The 14207-nt window shown below is 41.0% G+C and carries 13 protein-coding genes; 7 read left to right on the forward strand and 6 right to left on the reverse strand.

Translation table 11 applies throughout. From position 1 onward, the window contains the following. The first annotated feature begins 19 nt into the window (after positions 1-19). The gene (locus E0E36_RS17670) at positions 20-1450 is read left to right on the forward strand and encodes an efflux transporter outer membrane subunit (protein WP_130857117.1); all 1431 of its coding nucleotides are present in this window, start codon (positions 20-22) and stop codon (positions 1448-1450) included. A gap of 9 nt (positions 1451-1459) precedes the next feature. Beyond that, positions 1460-1852, forward strand: coding sequence for a barstar family protein (locus E0E36_RS17675; RefSeq protein WP_130857118.1), 393 nt, complete (start codon positions 1460-1462; stop codon positions 1850-1852). Between the two features lie 53 nt (positions 1853-1905). On the opposite strand, the gene ggpS is transcribed toward E0E36_RS17675, so the two are convergent. From ggpS to E0E36_RS17690, 3 genes are all read right to left on the reverse strand, one after another. Continuing rightward, the gene (gene ggpS, locus E0E36_RS17680) at positions 1906-4140 is read right to left on the reverse strand and encodes a glucosylglycerol-phosphate synthase (protein ID WP_130857120.1); all 2235 of its coding nucleotides are present in this window, start codon (positions 4138-4140) and stop codon (positions 1906-1908) included. A gap of 1 nt (position 4141) precedes the next feature. Next, positions 4142-5128: an NAD(P)H-dependent glycerol-3-phosphate dehydrogenase gene (locus E0E36_RS17685; RefSeq protein WP_130857122.1), complete on the reverse strand. Its 987-nt coding sequence runs from the start codon at positions 5126-5128 to the stop codon at positions 4142-4144. Between the two features lie 146 nt (positions 5129-5274). Continuing rightward, positions 5275-7125, reverse strand: a complete 1851-nt coding sequence (locus E0E36_RS17690; RefSeq protein WP_130857124.1) for a helix-turn-helix transcriptional regulator — start codon at positions 7123-7125, stop codon at positions 5275-5277. A 203-nt stretch (positions 7126-7328) separates the two neighbouring features. Between E0E36_RS17690 and E0E36_RS17695 the strand changes: the two genes are divergently transcribed. The 4 genes from E0E36_RS17695 to E0E36_RS17710 are packed head-to-tail and all read left to right on the forward strand — an operon-like array spanning position 7329 to position 9834. Further along, positions 7329-7655, forward strand: coding sequence for a DUF4870 domain-containing protein (locus E0E36_RS17695; RefSeq protein ID WP_130857125.1), 327 nt, complete (start codon positions 7329-7331; stop codon positions 7653-7655). A gap of 55 nt (positions 7656-7710) precedes the next feature. Further along, positions 7711-8205 (forward strand): type VI secretion system tube protein TssD, encoded by a 495-nt coding sequence (gene tssD / locus E0E36_RS17700; protein ID WP_130857126.1) that lies wholly within the window; start codon positions 7711-7713, stop codon positions 8203-8205. 17 nt (positions 8206-8222) lie between these two features. Continuing rightward, positions 8223-8825 (forward strand): hypothetical protein, encoded by a 603-nt coding sequence (locus tag E0E36_RS17705; RefSeq protein ID WP_130857127.1) that lies wholly within the window; start codon positions 8223-8225, stop codon positions 8823-8825. Positions 8826-8853: 28 nt separating this feature from the next. Further along, positions 8854-9834: a YwqG family protein gene (locus E0E36_RS17710; protein ID WP_130857128.1), complete on the forward strand. Its 981-nt coding sequence runs from the start codon at positions 8854-8856 to the stop codon at positions 9832-9834. A 94-nt stretch (positions 9835-9928) separates the two neighbouring features. Here E0E36_RS17710 and E0E36_RS17715 read toward each other — a convergent pair whose 3' ends face one another. Next, positions 9929-10177, reverse strand: coding sequence for a hypothetical protein (locus E0E36_RS17715; protein ID WP_013665879.1), 249 nt, complete (start codon positions 10175-10177; stop codon positions 9929-9931). A 408-nt stretch (positions 10178-10585) separates the two neighbouring features. On the opposite strand from E0E36_RS17715, the gene E0E36_RS17720 reads away from it, so the two are divergent. Further along, the gene (locus tag E0E36_RS17720; RefSeq protein ID WP_423213033.1) at positions 10586-12838 is read left to right on the forward strand and encodes an ABC transporter permease; all 2253 of its coding nucleotides are present in this window, start codon (positions 10586-10588) and stop codon (positions 12836-12838) included. A gap of 17 nt (positions 12839-12855) precedes the next feature. Here E0E36_RS17720 and E0E36_RS17725 read toward each other — a convergent pair whose 3' ends face one another. Continuing rightward, positions 12856-13155 carry a GNAT family N-acetyltransferase gene (locus tag E0E36_RS17725; RefSeq protein WP_130857130.1) on the reverse strand — a complete coding sequence of 100 codons (300 nt, stop codon included), beginning with the start codon at positions 13153-13155 and terminating at the stop codon, positions 12856-12858. Positions 13156-13313: 158 nt separating this feature from the next. Then, positions 13314-14183, reverse strand: coding sequence for a pirin family protein (locus tag E0E36_RS17730; protein ID WP_013665882.1), 870 nt, complete (start codon positions 14181-14183; stop codon positions 13314-13316). Between the last annotated feature and the right edge of the window lie 24 nt (positions 14184-14207).

Consider the following 14207-nt stretch of genomic DNA (forward strand, 5'->3'; position numbering starts at 1 on the left):
AATTGATAATAGGAAAATCATGAAATACAGAAATAAAGGGCTAATTGTTGTGATTTTGTCAATAGTAGCGTCTTGTAAGGTGACTCAAAAATATGATGCACCCGATGCGAAGATAATATCGAGCTACCGAAGCCAAACGCAAGCTGATAGCAATACGGTTGCTTCGAAAAATTGGTCGGATTTTTTTACAGATACTGCTCTTCGAAAAATAATAGCCGATGGGTTGGAAGAGAACTTAGACCTTAAAATGGGAATACAACGCATTGTTGCCGCTGAGGCAGCCTTTAGTCAAAGTCGACAAGCCTTTTTTCCCGAGATAAATGGTGCGGTGTCTATTAAACGGTCGAGATTGGCTTTTCCGCAGGGTTATGGTTTAATCAATAATGCTACCCAATATGACGCGGGCCTTACCATGGCATGGGAAGCAGATATCTGGGGACGTCTCAAGAGTAGTAAAAAAGCTGCACTAGCCAATCTGTTGGCCACGGAGGCAGCACAGCGGGCAATACGAAGTAAGTTGGTAGCTGACATTGCAGCTAATTATTATGCACTTCTTGCGTTAGACCAGAAACTGAAGGTGTTGGAATTGACTCTTGAAAACCGCAAGAAGGACGTCCTGACGATGCGGGAACTTAAAGCTTCGGCGGTGGTTAACGGCGCAGCAGTAGTGCAAAGCGAAGCGAATCAATATGCAGTAGAAGTGCTCATCCCAGATATTAAACGACAAATTAGGGAAACTGAAAATGTTCTATGTCTGCTCCTTGGTCGACCTTCCGGAGCTATTGAGCGAACGACTCTTTCAAATCAAAAGCTACCGCTTGACCTATCGGCCGGTATTCCCGTTCAATTATTACGTTTTCGTCCGGATGTTGCCGAGGCGGAGTTGGTATTCAGAACGGCCTTTGAACAGGTCAATGTTGCGAAAACCGCTTTTTATCCCGGTTTTAATATCACTGCCGCCGGAGGGTTTACCAGTTTTGACATTTCTGAATGGTTTACTAAAGCAGGTCTGTTTGCTAATATTATGGGCGGCTTAACACAGCCTGTCTTTAATCGTGGTGTAAATAAGGCCCGTCTAAAGACGGCCGAGGCTCAGCAGCAGGAGGCTTTTTACAACTTTAATAAAACATTGTTGACGGCGGGGAAGGAAGTTTCGGATGCCTTGTTTTCTTTGGAAAGCGCTTCGTTAAAAGAAACGAGCAGACGTAACGAATTAAGATCGCTCGAAAAAGCAGTTGATTTTACCAAAGAGTTGCTTCGGTATAGTTCTGCAACGAATTATACAGATGTGCTATTATCTGAACAGAACCTTTTGAATGCACAGATGGACAGAATTGATGATCAATTGCAACAATGGCAAGCAGTTATAGCACTTTATCGTGCAGTGGGGGGAGCTTCGCAGGAATATGATGATACCGAGCGCTTGGTAAATAATCAAAAAAATCATTAATTTACTTTGATGATCAAGGAAATAGCTATTGACGGTTTGCATATTCATGACATTGCTTCGTTTTATGAGGAAATCAATCGGGTCTTTATGTCGGATGAAGATTGGAAGATAGGGAACAGCCTTGATGCGTTTAACGATCTGTTATATGGTGGCTTTGGGGCTATGAAAGATTGCGGAAAAGTAAGGTTTGTGTGGAAAAACGTTGAACGAATGCAAGAAGCTTTAGGTTATAAGGCGACTAAGGCCTACTATGAAGATAAGCTTCAACAAGGTGCTCTCTTTAATAAAGAATATTTTAGGGAGAAATTAATAGCGCTTGAAAACGGCATCGGGGAAACCTATTTTGAGATGCTCAAATCCATTGTAGCTGCGCACAAAAATATTGATTTGGTACTTGTTTAAAATCCCCGCAACGTGCTTTGCGGGGATCTGTTGATTTATATAAACACTGTCTGTTACGACTTCTCGAGTTCTTGTACAAAATCCTTACCCCAGTATTCCACGTCGAAATGAGAAACCGCTTCAAAGGAGCGTTGAATACGGATCGCTTGTTCCTGTTCATCCATCATCAGTGCTTTTAGCAGCGATTCAATCATACTTTTCCGATCGTAAGGATTCGTTAAAATAGCATAAGGTAGCTCCACAGAAGCTCCTGCGAATTCAGATAACACCAATGCTCCACTGAAGTCGTTTAATAGTCCTTTCGTTGCAATATATTCTTTCGCAACTAGATTTAACCCATCTCGGAGCGGTGTAATCCAAGCTATATCACTTATACCATAATAAGTAACTACTTCATCAAAAGGTAGTGAACGGTAGAAATATTGGATTGGAAGCCAATCCATGGTAGCATATTTACCGTTAATCTCACCAATGGCTTGATTCAGTTCATCTCGAACTTGATCGTAAATCTTCATTCCCTGCGAAGGGGGCGTGCAGATATTGATCAACGCTACCTTTTCCCGGTATTCCGGGTAATCTTCCAGGAACTCACCAAAAGCTTTTATCTTTTCCAAGGGCCCTTTTACATAATCCAAACGCTCTATCGAAAGAATCGTTTTGATATCTTTCTTATGCTTCGCTACTTGCATGCGTTGAATATGCTGTTTTACTTTTGGAAAGGTTAGTGCGCGCTTGATGCTTGCCATGTTTACCCCAACCGGTTGGGCTCCTAAGCGAATTTTGCGACCTTCCACCTCGATAATTTTTGTCATGCTTTCCACACCCAAGGCACAGCTATAAGTAAGAAATTGTTTGGCAGCATTGATTGTTTTAACCACCCGAAACGGCACGTGACTTCGGAGTACGTCAACAAAATTTTCTACATAACGCGGGATATGAAAACTAATGAAATCGCACAACAGCAGCGAACCGATGATTTCCCTCCTCCAGGGAAGGATATTAAAAACATCAGCACCTGGGAAGGAGGTGTGATGAAAAAAGCCAATTTTCAAGTCAGGTCGTAAAGGCTTCAAATAGGCAGGTACCATCCAGAGATTGTATTCGTGAATCCAAACAAAAGCACCGTGATCGGCTTCTTTTGCTACACGATCGGCAAAAATTTTATTGATACGAAGGTAATGGTTCCAATCTTCGTGATTGAATCTTGCTTTATCTACAAAGGAAAAAATAGTTGGCCAAAAGGCCTCCTTGGAAAACACCCGATAAAACTGATCAATATCTTTTTTGGATAAAGAAATGGTAGAACTCCATAGCTTTGGATATTTCTGCGCGTCGATCAATTGATTACCTACTTCTTTTCCGTCTTTTTGTTGCGCTTCTTCGCCTATCCAGATACCGGCACGACCATTTTCAAAAAGTCCGAGCAAAGAGGGAATAATACCGTTGGGGCTTTTTGGTGCGTGACGTACGCTTTGGCCCTTGATCATTGATTTTTCATAAGGGAGTCGGTGATAGACAATAACCAATTGATTTTTAGTGGCTTTTCGCTTTACTTTTGCGGTCTTGTTTGCCGGGAATAGCTTACGAAAAGAGTCGAGTCGCTGCATGGCTTCCAAGATGCCTCCGGCCCCTGGCTGTTTGGCGTGGTAAACATCTTGGTTTTTAGCAGTGGTATCGAATAAAGCAGCCTCTGATGCTCCGACGACAACACCTTTACAACCAATTTGAAACATGGCGAGATCGTTCATTGTGTCGCCTGCCACGAGCACTCTTTCATCTGCTACACCTAACATATTAATAAGTTTGCGAAGTGTAGAACCTTTATTTACGCCTTTAGGAAGCAAATCCAAATATTTATCGACGGATGTAATGACGTCCAGATTTTTCTTTTCGGCTATATCCATCACTTTCGTTAGATCAACTCCGTTTGAATAATAAAAAGAGCTCCGTCGCTGCTGTGGTACTTCTTGCGGCTCAATGCCTTCAATTGTTGCAAGTGCTTGCCGTAAATCAAAGACTTCCGTCCAGTTACGTTCTATTTCCGATTGGATCGGTTCAATCTTATCCAACGTGTGTCCATTGACGATGGTAGCTCCTACATCGGCGATGATATAATCGGGTGTAGGAATTAGCGGGTCGTTTAATAGGGGAATGACTGTTTCGAGGCCTCGGCCTGTGACGAAAACCAGCGTAAAGTCTTTCACCTCTTTAATAAGGCGATAGAGCTCCATTCGCTGGTTCATTTCACCGCCTAAGAAAGTTCCGTCTAAGTCTGTTGCTAGTATCATGCTATGTTAATTTTTGTTCCAAAAGTTTAAACTCAGTTAATACAGGCATATACTTAAATAATACGCGATAAGCCGTTTGTAAGATCGGTAGCTTCAAGGGAAAATTCCGGGTAGTCTGATAGAGCCCGCGTGTTGCTCCATAACCTTCAGCTACCATGTTCATGGCATCTTTTGCTTTATCGACGCTATAGCCGCGGCCGATCATCTCACCAAAAAGACGGTTACGACTGTGAGTCGAATACGCGGTCACTAAAAGATCGCCTGCATAAGAAGAACTGAGGATTTCGGCATTACTGCCCATATGCCGGAGAACTTCTCTCAATTCCGCCAAAGCGTTGGCCACTAAAACAGCAATAAAATTATCACCGTAACGTAACCCCTTAGCCATTCCGGATACCAGACCAACTACATTCTTGTAGATCGCGGCCCATTCGATTCCCGTAATATCTGCATTTATACGAACGTCAAGATAATCTGCTGAAAAGCAGGTTTGTAACATTTGCTGCCAATGGGGATCAACCGCGCCGATTGTCAAGTAAGTTTTTTTTCTATGGCCGATTTCTTCAGCATGACAGGGGCCTGCCAAAATACCTTGAAGGTTATTCGGTATAATTAATTGCCTCGATATATAGGCGCTTGGTAGCTCGTGCTCTTCACCGACAGTTCCTTTGACGGCGCTCAATACAGCTTTGTTATGGATCCATTTTCTATCAAAACCAATCAATAAATCAGAGAGACCATCACTGGGAACGGCGAATAGAATAATAGTACTCTTTTGTGCTACAAACTGCTTCTGAGAGCTGCACTGTAAATATTCCGTATTTAAAGTAACAAAGTTTAGGTAATCAGGATTACTGCCTGCATTTTGTATTGCCTCTGCTTGCTCTGTCCGTCTTAAATACCAATTAACTATTAGTTTATTGTCTGTTAAAATTTTTACTAGAGCAGTAGCCCAGCTGCCACCGCCAAAAACACCAAATTCAATCAAAACAATTGATTTTTAGATTACAGAAAAAGTGGCTAAGTAGTCGTATAGCCAAATCGGAGCACAAACGTACAAATTTTTGGAAAAATAAACAACTATTGGTTAAGTTTTACTTTTGTTTTGGTTATAAGGTATTAAAATTAAGCTTCTTATGTTAGGCGTCCTACCTGTTGTATAAACTGGTCCAGCTGATCATTCTTGTCAAGGCCAAGTTTTTGTTTAAGGCGGTATCTTGCCATGCGGATGCTCTTTGGTTCGATACTTAAACGGGTCGATATTTCCTTATTCGAGAGCCCCATTAAAATATAAGAACAATATTTGAGGTCTAATCGGGTAAGGGTATGATTCGCTTTTTCCTGTAACTTCTCAAAGAACTGCGATTCGCTTTCAAAAAAATCGGTCTTATGACCTTCAAATTCCTTATCCATTCTTTTCTGCTGCTGGACGATTCGCTTAATCTGTTCATCAACAGAAAGATGACCTTTTTCCGCGATTTTATCAGATAGCATTTCCAGTAAACCATTTTTTTCTTCAATCTGCAGCGTTCCTGCAAGAATCTCTTTCTGTAAGCGCTCCTCGCGTTCTTTTAACAGCACTTGTTCGGCATGCAGTCTATTGGCCTCTGCCTCCTTTAATTGCGCTTTTAACTGAGCTTCTTCTTTTTCCCGATCAATAAGGGCTTGCTTTCTTGTTGAAGCTTTTAGTTTGTAATTATAAGAACTAAGTAGAAACAATAGTGTAAGGATACAGGATAGACCAATGATCAAGTATAGAAAGTTCCGCTTCTTTAGATAACTTATTTCCTGTTCTTTTTTGGCCATACTGTACCGGGCTTCCATTTTCTGGATATTGGTTATTTTTTCTTCGTCAAAAGCCTCTTGATTGTATGCAATATGCTGTTTTAGGTAGCTTAAGGCAGTCTTCTCTGAACCTTTTTTTTCGGCGATTCGGGACAAAGCAAGAAATATGCGTGCTTTCGTTACCGGCATTTTAAGGACATTACCTTCAAGTGCAGCTAAACCGTTAAGCAGCGTCTTCTCTGCTTCGTCGTACCTTCCCCCGCGCAGCGCGTACTCACTACGAATACCATAGCAATTCATAAGCACTTCATGTAAGTTTGTCCGCTTTGCGATTTCAATAGCGAAATCGATGTACTTGTCTGCACTGTCTTTATAAGTATTGGGAAAATGTTTGAAATAGCTATTTGCAATGTTCAACGCCGCTGCCGCGGTATTACTTTGTGCGATTAGACGTCCGCGTTGAATGGTAGACAGTCGAATAGACCGCTTGTTATAAATCAAGGCAGAGTCGAGCAGATCATGCTTGGTTGTATCCAGTTTAAAGCGGTCATAGAAACTATGTCCTACCGTGAAGTAAGCTGTGTTTAAGGCGTCCACTTGTCCACTTTTTTTAGCACTTTCAAAGCTAAGACGCGCATAGGCCAATTGTTTATTGACATCGTTGCCATACCCATAGATACTGGCGAGATAGTGATAAATAGTGGCTTCGTATTCATAAAAATTCACTGTTTTGAATAAATCGAGCGCCTTCAATAACTTAGTGATGGATTTGTCACTTTCCCCGTTCACTAAGTCAAGCCACCCATTTCTGAATTCAACAAAGCCTTTTGCGACCGGGTCACTCGTTCGTGAGGCATAATACAAAGCGCTATCGAGGCTCTCATAGGCTTGTTTTATATCGTTGGCTTGTATATAGAGATAAATGAGCGTCGCAAAACCAATGGCGGGCCCTTCATAAGTGTTTAGCTTATGTCCGATATGAATCGCTTCCCGCGCTTGTTTAAACGATTTTTTTAGATCCTTTTCGGTATTGGCTTTCGCCAGCTTACATAAAAGGAGCGGTTTTTCCTGCAGCGTCGTGCTTGGTTGCGCTAAAAGATGCGCTAATGAGTCGATATAAATTTCCTGCCCTTTTGAGTGATAAAGGATGGTAAAAAGCGAAATGCAGATAAGAAGTAGGGACTTGTTTAACCAATGCATGTTCAAAAATAGAAAAAAGATGGGGTTCAAAAAATGGGAATAATTGGCTAAAATATTGACAGGCAGTTTCTTTTGAGGTTTTTGTAGACGCTTTGTAGTCGAATGTTTTTTTCTTGTAGACGGTGTATAGGTCTCTGATTTCAGGCATTATTGTCAATTCAAGCTAGTTTTGCCCTGTTCATTTTTAAACAATTATTATTATCATGACGAACAAAAATATGTCAATTATAGCCTATCTGACAATCATCGGATGGGTTATTGCTTACCTGAATTATCAAAAATCGGAAGAAAAAAGCAGTTTGGTGGGCTATCATCTAAGTCAAGCGCTCGGTATATTTATTTTTCATATTATATTGAGCATACTCACCACAGCGGTGTTAACTCTCTTACCTAGCTTAGCTACCTTATGCTACCTGATCCTTTTGATTCCATTGATTTTATTACTGTTAGGTATCATTACGGCTTTTAATGAAGTAAAGAAGCCTGTGCCATTCATAGGAAAGCTGTTTGAAGGAAAATTTAATTTTTAAACAACGAAGATTATCCATCCTATGAATAGGATGTCGCTTTATAAAAAACAGAAAAATGAAACAAATTTTTTTTAATACTTTTTTTTGCCTTGTCTTAGTGCTTTCCGCATTTGGACAACAGGGAGATCGTACAATTCGACTGAAATTAACGGATTCGAAAAGCAAGAAATCTCAGAGTTATTTATTGAATAGTTTTGCTTACTCGTGTACGAAACCTAGGGGCGACGGCCCCTCAATGGGATATTCTGCTTATGATGCTTATATCGTGAGTATTGATTTTCAACAAAATACCGATGAATTTCTATTAAAATGGATCGGTGGACAAATGGATAAAGCGGATGGTGTGATCACTGTGGAGGCGACCGGGGAAAAGAAAACTTTAAGAACTATTGCTTTTAAAGATGCCTCGGTAGGAGCAACCTCGGAAAGTTTCGCATCTGGTGACGGCTATGGCTATGCCAGTACACAGGTTTCTGTATATATTGATAATCTAACAATCGATAATGTTCCGATACGTTATACGGCGACTAAAACAAATGGAAGTCGGTAGAAACTAATTTTTATGATATGATCATTTTTGGAACAGGGAAAAGATTAATACGGGCCGGTAAGCCTAAGTTCGATTGCACCTATTGCGGTTCTGAACAATCAGTAGGACTCCATTTTTATGTACGCTATTTTCATATTTTTTGGATACCGATGTTTAGTTATCGAACAGAGTCGCTTAGTCATTGCACACACTGCCGTCAAACCTTGAGCCGAAAGGAGATGCCGTTAAGTTTAGCACAATCTATCCCAGGCGAGAAGCCGAGTATACCCTGGAAATATTTTAGTGGACTTTTACTCGGTGTAATCCTGATATTGTTCATATCTATTGCCATTGTGAACGAAGATAGGCAGACAGCCAACTATTTGCAGCGACCACAAGTTGGTGATGTATACGGTATTAAACAATCAAATGGATTCTATACCTTGTATCTGCTTAGCCAATTTAAAGGAGACTCCCTTGGGTTTCGCGTCAATGATTATGAAGTGCCTGGTGCATCTAAATTGAGTGTCATTCGCCGACATCATGCGAAGGACTATGGCAAAAGTATCGTTTTCCTATCAAAAACAGACTTAAACGAATTAATGAAAAACAACCATATCATTAATATCCGTAGAGATTAATAATGATTTTTCAACCGATTAATAGGCTATGCAAACAATTAGGACAAGTTTATTTGAAATGACAGTGCCGGATATTTTCGAGAACCCTGGAGTTGTGCTGGAAAGTATTCGTGCAACGTATAACAAGGGTGATGAATGGGTGACGATCGGCGTGAGTCCGATTGAAAATTTTTCTGGCCTTTATGATACCGAGTTAGAAAAGCAGTTGAGCTACGCGCTCGTGGAGGAATATTGGGAGCCTTATAGGGAGGGGATCAGATCATTAGCCTTTGCATCTGTGGCATTAGAAACCACAGATCCGGATGATTATTCCGATCGAGGGAATACGAGATTTGGAGGATTGCCTGATTTGCCATGTGGCATTACCTATCCCGTTTTTACAACCTATGATAATCGTGTAATGGGATATCAGTTCATTGCACAAATAAATTGTGAAGAACTTGCCTCATATCAAAATTACCTTCCTCGGCAAGGGTTACTCTATTTCTTCATCACGGATCAGGAAGATTTTAACGCCAAAGTGATTTATGCTCAGGAAACGGATGTATTAATTTCGGCTGCCGAATTAGAGATAGAAGATGATTTTATTTATGATGACCACGGTGTTTTTGCTCCCTATCGTGTAAAGGTAGGTAAATATGTAAGTGTGCCTCATTTTTATAATGATGACAGTCTGTATAAAGGGAAAGCCGCCAGCTTATCGGCCCTGGAAGAAGAGTACGAACAAACAGAGAATTTGAGAAGACAATTGGAGGAGCACACCTTATCTGTAAAACCGGTACATAGCATGAATAGTTATGTATTCAAACAACATGATTCTCCGCAAATTGAGGCAGCCAATCAGCTACGAGGAAATGCTAACGACTTTACGGTGTTACTCAAGGTCAGCTCAGATAGATTACCTGGATTTTGTTTCTGGGATGCGGGTGAGATTTATTTCGTTATTCACAAAAGTGATTTAGCTAAAGCAGATTTTTCTAATGTTTATTGTGGCTTGGAGAGCAGTTAGGTAGTTGAATAGTTGAAACGTTGAGTAGGAAAGTGGTTAAGTTGTAAAATAGTGGCAGTTGCGATGATACTGTGTAACAAGCTCTCCACTGGTATTAAGCCCCTAAGTAAAAAGGCAATTGCTGTCGCAGTTCATCCTGACTGATTAATTCCGGATCCTGAAATTGCTTTCGAAGTAAATACATAGGAAATCTCAGCTGTAAATAACTAGTCTCAACAACAGCGTCTTCTGTTGAGAAGTAATGGCTTTTGTATTCGCCAACTAAAGGGTCGATTTCTTGCAGACGGATGATGAGCTCATGAATGACAAAAACCGGTATTTGTATATTGCTTATTTTCTTCATATTATTTAACAAAATAATGCTGTTAAATTAATACAAGTTTAACCATTTAATTTGGCTTTTCGAAATAAAATACCGGTCTGGATGTCACGATAGCGTCTTGTCATTATTTTATTATTACGAACTGAAGAGCGGACTAGCGAGTTTCCCTTCGACTATCGTCCGAATTGATCGTCCATTATCGGACAGGGTACTGTTCGATTCCGAACAGTACCCTTATTCCTATCGTATTATAATTACCCCTTTAACGCATCTGCTAACTTGGCAGATTTGTTGTTTGCCTAATTGTAAATCAATCTGAAGATGATTAAAAATTATATCAAAACAGCGTGGCGTAACTTGCTTCGGAGTAAAGGGTTTGCGTTCACCAATATGCTTGGACTGACCATTGGCATTACCTGTACGATTTTTATCTTACTTTGGGTACGGGATGAACTTAATTATGATAAGTTTCAAGTAAACTACGACAATACCTATGTAGTGATCGCTAACCGCGACTTTAATAACCGCATCTTTACTGATTATAATATGGTGTTGCCGCTTGCTTCCGCCTTGGAAAAGACAAGTCCGCAAATTAAGCATGCGGTAGTCACTACCCAAGGGTATGACTTGACCATGCGTCATGGCGACCGTATCTTACAGAAGAATGGTATGACCGTAAGTGAACATTTCTTTGATATGTTTTCCTGGAGATTTCTGCAAGGGAGCGCAGTCACGGCCATTCAAGACCCTTCTGCCATTGTGTTAACACAATCGGCCGCAACGGCTATTTTTGGAAAGCAAAACCCGATTAACCAAAGCCTCCGGATTGTAGAAGAAAATCGTGACTTAAAGGTTACAGCGGTAGTGGCTGACCCGCCGGGAAATTCCAGTTTTCAGTTCGATTTCATACGACCCTTTAATTATAATGACGAATATACGAAGCGGATGATGAATAACTGGAGTGGTTCTAGTTGGCGTGTTTATGTTCAGACGGTAGTCGGAGCAGACATAAAGCAGGTTGATAAAACGATTAACACCTTGAAAAAAACGCATGATCCAGGCGATCAAATCAGTACTTATTTCAGTTTTCCAATGAGCAAATGGCGTTTATACAGTGAATTTAAGGACGGAAAAAATGTTGGTGGCATGATTGAGTATGTAAAACTTTTTTCAATTATAGCAGTCATTATTTTGTTGATTGCCTGCGTAAACTTCATGAATCTTTCGACGGCCAGATCGGAGAAACGCTCCAAAGAAGTAGGTATACGTAAAACTTTGGGAAGTGGAAAGATGCAATTGGTTTTACAGTTTTTCAGCGAATCGACCATCTTGGTGCTCCTTGCTTTTTTATTGTCTATCGGTTTTGTCTTTCTCCTCTTGCCGGCATTTAATACCTTGGTAGCAAAAGAGCTATCACTTGAAATGAACCAGCCTTATTTTTGGCTTGGCTCTTTGGTTATCATACTTTTTACCGGCTTGCTTGCCGGAAGTTATCCCGCGTTGTACCTTTCTGCTTTTAATCCGATAAAAGTGTTGAAGGGTGTGTTTTTGCCGGGCAAAGCGGCTGCATTGCCTAGACATATACTGGTTGTCGGGCAATTTGTAATCTCTATTTTGCTGATTTCGGCAACTATTATTGTTTATCAGCAGATTCAATATGTGAAAAACCGAAATATGGGATATAAAGCGAATAATCTCCTTATGGTTACGGGTACAGAGGATACGGAAAAAAATTTCCGTGTTATTAAAGATGAGTTATTGGCTAGCCGATTGGTAGAATCAGTAACACGTTCCAGCTCACCCATTACGCAGGTATGGTGGAAATCGGGCGCCCCTGATTGGAACGGGAAACCGGCAAACTTGAATCTAGTTGTGTCGGGTATCCGCACGGATGTGGATTTTGCTAAAACTATGGGTATCAATTTACTGCAGGGGCACGATTTCTTGGGTATGCCTGCCGACTCGGCCTCTGTTCTACTAAATCGCGCCGCCGTGGAAGCAATGGGGCTAAAAGATCCTATTGGAATGGAAATGCGTTTTGGTGATGAAAAATATAATGTGATAGGTGTAACTGAAAATGTGGTGATGGAATCACCTTATCAGCCCGTTGATCCTATGCTTACTTTTTACAATCCGACCGCAACGGGCGTTATATCACTGCGATTGCGCGATGGCATATCGCCGCAAAAGGCGCTGCCTTTTATTGAAACGGTATTTAAGAAATACAACCCAGCCTTCCCCTTTACCTATCAATTTGCTGATGAGGAATTTGGTAGAAAGTTTATAAACGAAGAGCTGATCAGTAAAATCACGAATATCTTTGCCGGCTTAGCTATTTTTATATGCTGTATTGGTTTGGCCGGACTGGCTTCCTTTACAGTAGAAAAGCGTTTTCGGGAAATTGGAATCCGAAAGGTATTAGGGGCCACTATAAAACAGGTACTCTTTTTGATATCGAAACAGTTCTTAAAGCTGGTTACGATCTCTTTCTGTTTGGCCGTACCAATTACCTGGTGGTTAATGCATCAGTGGTTGGAAAAATATAGCTATCGAATTAATATCAGCGCCTGGACCTTTGTTGCGGTAGGTTGCTTAGTTTTTCTGTTAGCATTAGTAGTGGTGTGTTTAAATGCATTACGCGCGGCAATTACTAATCCGATAAAGAGTTTGCGGACAGAATAGTGCATGAGCAAGAGGCGTTAATCGTTTTTCTGTGTATACCAAATGTCTTGATAAAGCTCAGGATAACGTTTAAATTGGCCGTGCACATAGGGGCACAGAGGCACAATTTTTAAATTGTTCTCACGGGCGTACTCGACTAGCTTGCTTAACAGCAATTTTGCATAACCCTTGCCTTCATATGCGGGATTAACCTCCGTGTGATAGACCGTCAGTTGTCCGTTATGAACGGAAATTTCCATTTCACCTACCTGTTGGTCATCGACGAGGAGCTGGATTTGGCCCCGATTGTTTGCTAGTGCTACTTTTAACTGTTCCATAAGTTGCCTTTATTAGTTTAAGTACTTTCTATTGTATTTTTTGTTTATTTAGTCGCAAAATTACGGCGTATTTCCACTAGGGCTGTTAATCTAGACTAAGAAAAGTGACTGAAAGTGTGCTCTTGTCTGTAGCCAAATGCGGTGCATTGCGAAAAACCTTACTCAAGATAACCGAATTTACCCATATTAAAGTCCGTAATTGCCTGCCTGATTTCTGCGTCTGTATTCATAACAAAGGGGCCATAGCTGGCAATCGGTTCGTGGATGGGCTCACCGCTTAATAAAAGCGCGATGCTCTTTTCCGGCGCATGTATACTTATTTCTTCACCCTCATTTTTAAATAATACAAAGCCGTGTTCAGCCACTTTTTGACCATTTACTTCGATCTCCCCATTTATGGATAAGACAGCTGTGTTGTGTGAACTGGGCGTTGAGGTGTGAAAGGTTCCTCCACTGTTCAACCGTATGTCAAAAAGATTGAGCGGTGTGTAGGTCGACGCCGGCCCATGCACGCCCTGTGCGCTACCTGCAATGACGTTGACAATGCCCTGATTGTTTTCGAGCACGAGTTTACCCATATTTTCGGCAAGAAGAGCTTGGTAATGAGGTGTTGCGGATTTGTCTTTTTGGGGAAGGTTCACCCACAATTGTACCATTTCAAATAATCCTCCTTTTTTCGAAAATGCTTCTTCATGGAATTCTTTATGCAATATCCCGTCTCCGGCAGTCATCCACTGCACATCGCCCGGGTTAATAACGCCACTATTACCGGCACTATCATAATGGGCTACGCTACCTTTGTAAGCAATGGTAACCGTCTCAAATCCTTTGTGAGGATGTACGTCAACACCGCGCACATGATCGGAAGGGCCAAAATCATAAGCGGCATTAAAATCTAACATCAAAAAAGGACTCATTCGCCTTTGCGTAATAACACCCTTCGGAAAATAATTAAACACCCTAAAACCATCGCCCACCATTCCGGGTCTAGTTGGCTTAGACACAATGTTCTCAATTAGCTTTTTCATGATTTCTTTTCCTTTCTACAAAGG

The organism is Olivibacter jilunii (genome assembly GCF_900607235.1).
GTDB lineage: Bacteria > Bacteroidota > Bacteroidia > Sphingobacteriales > Sphingobacteriaceae > Olivibacter > Olivibacter oleidegradans.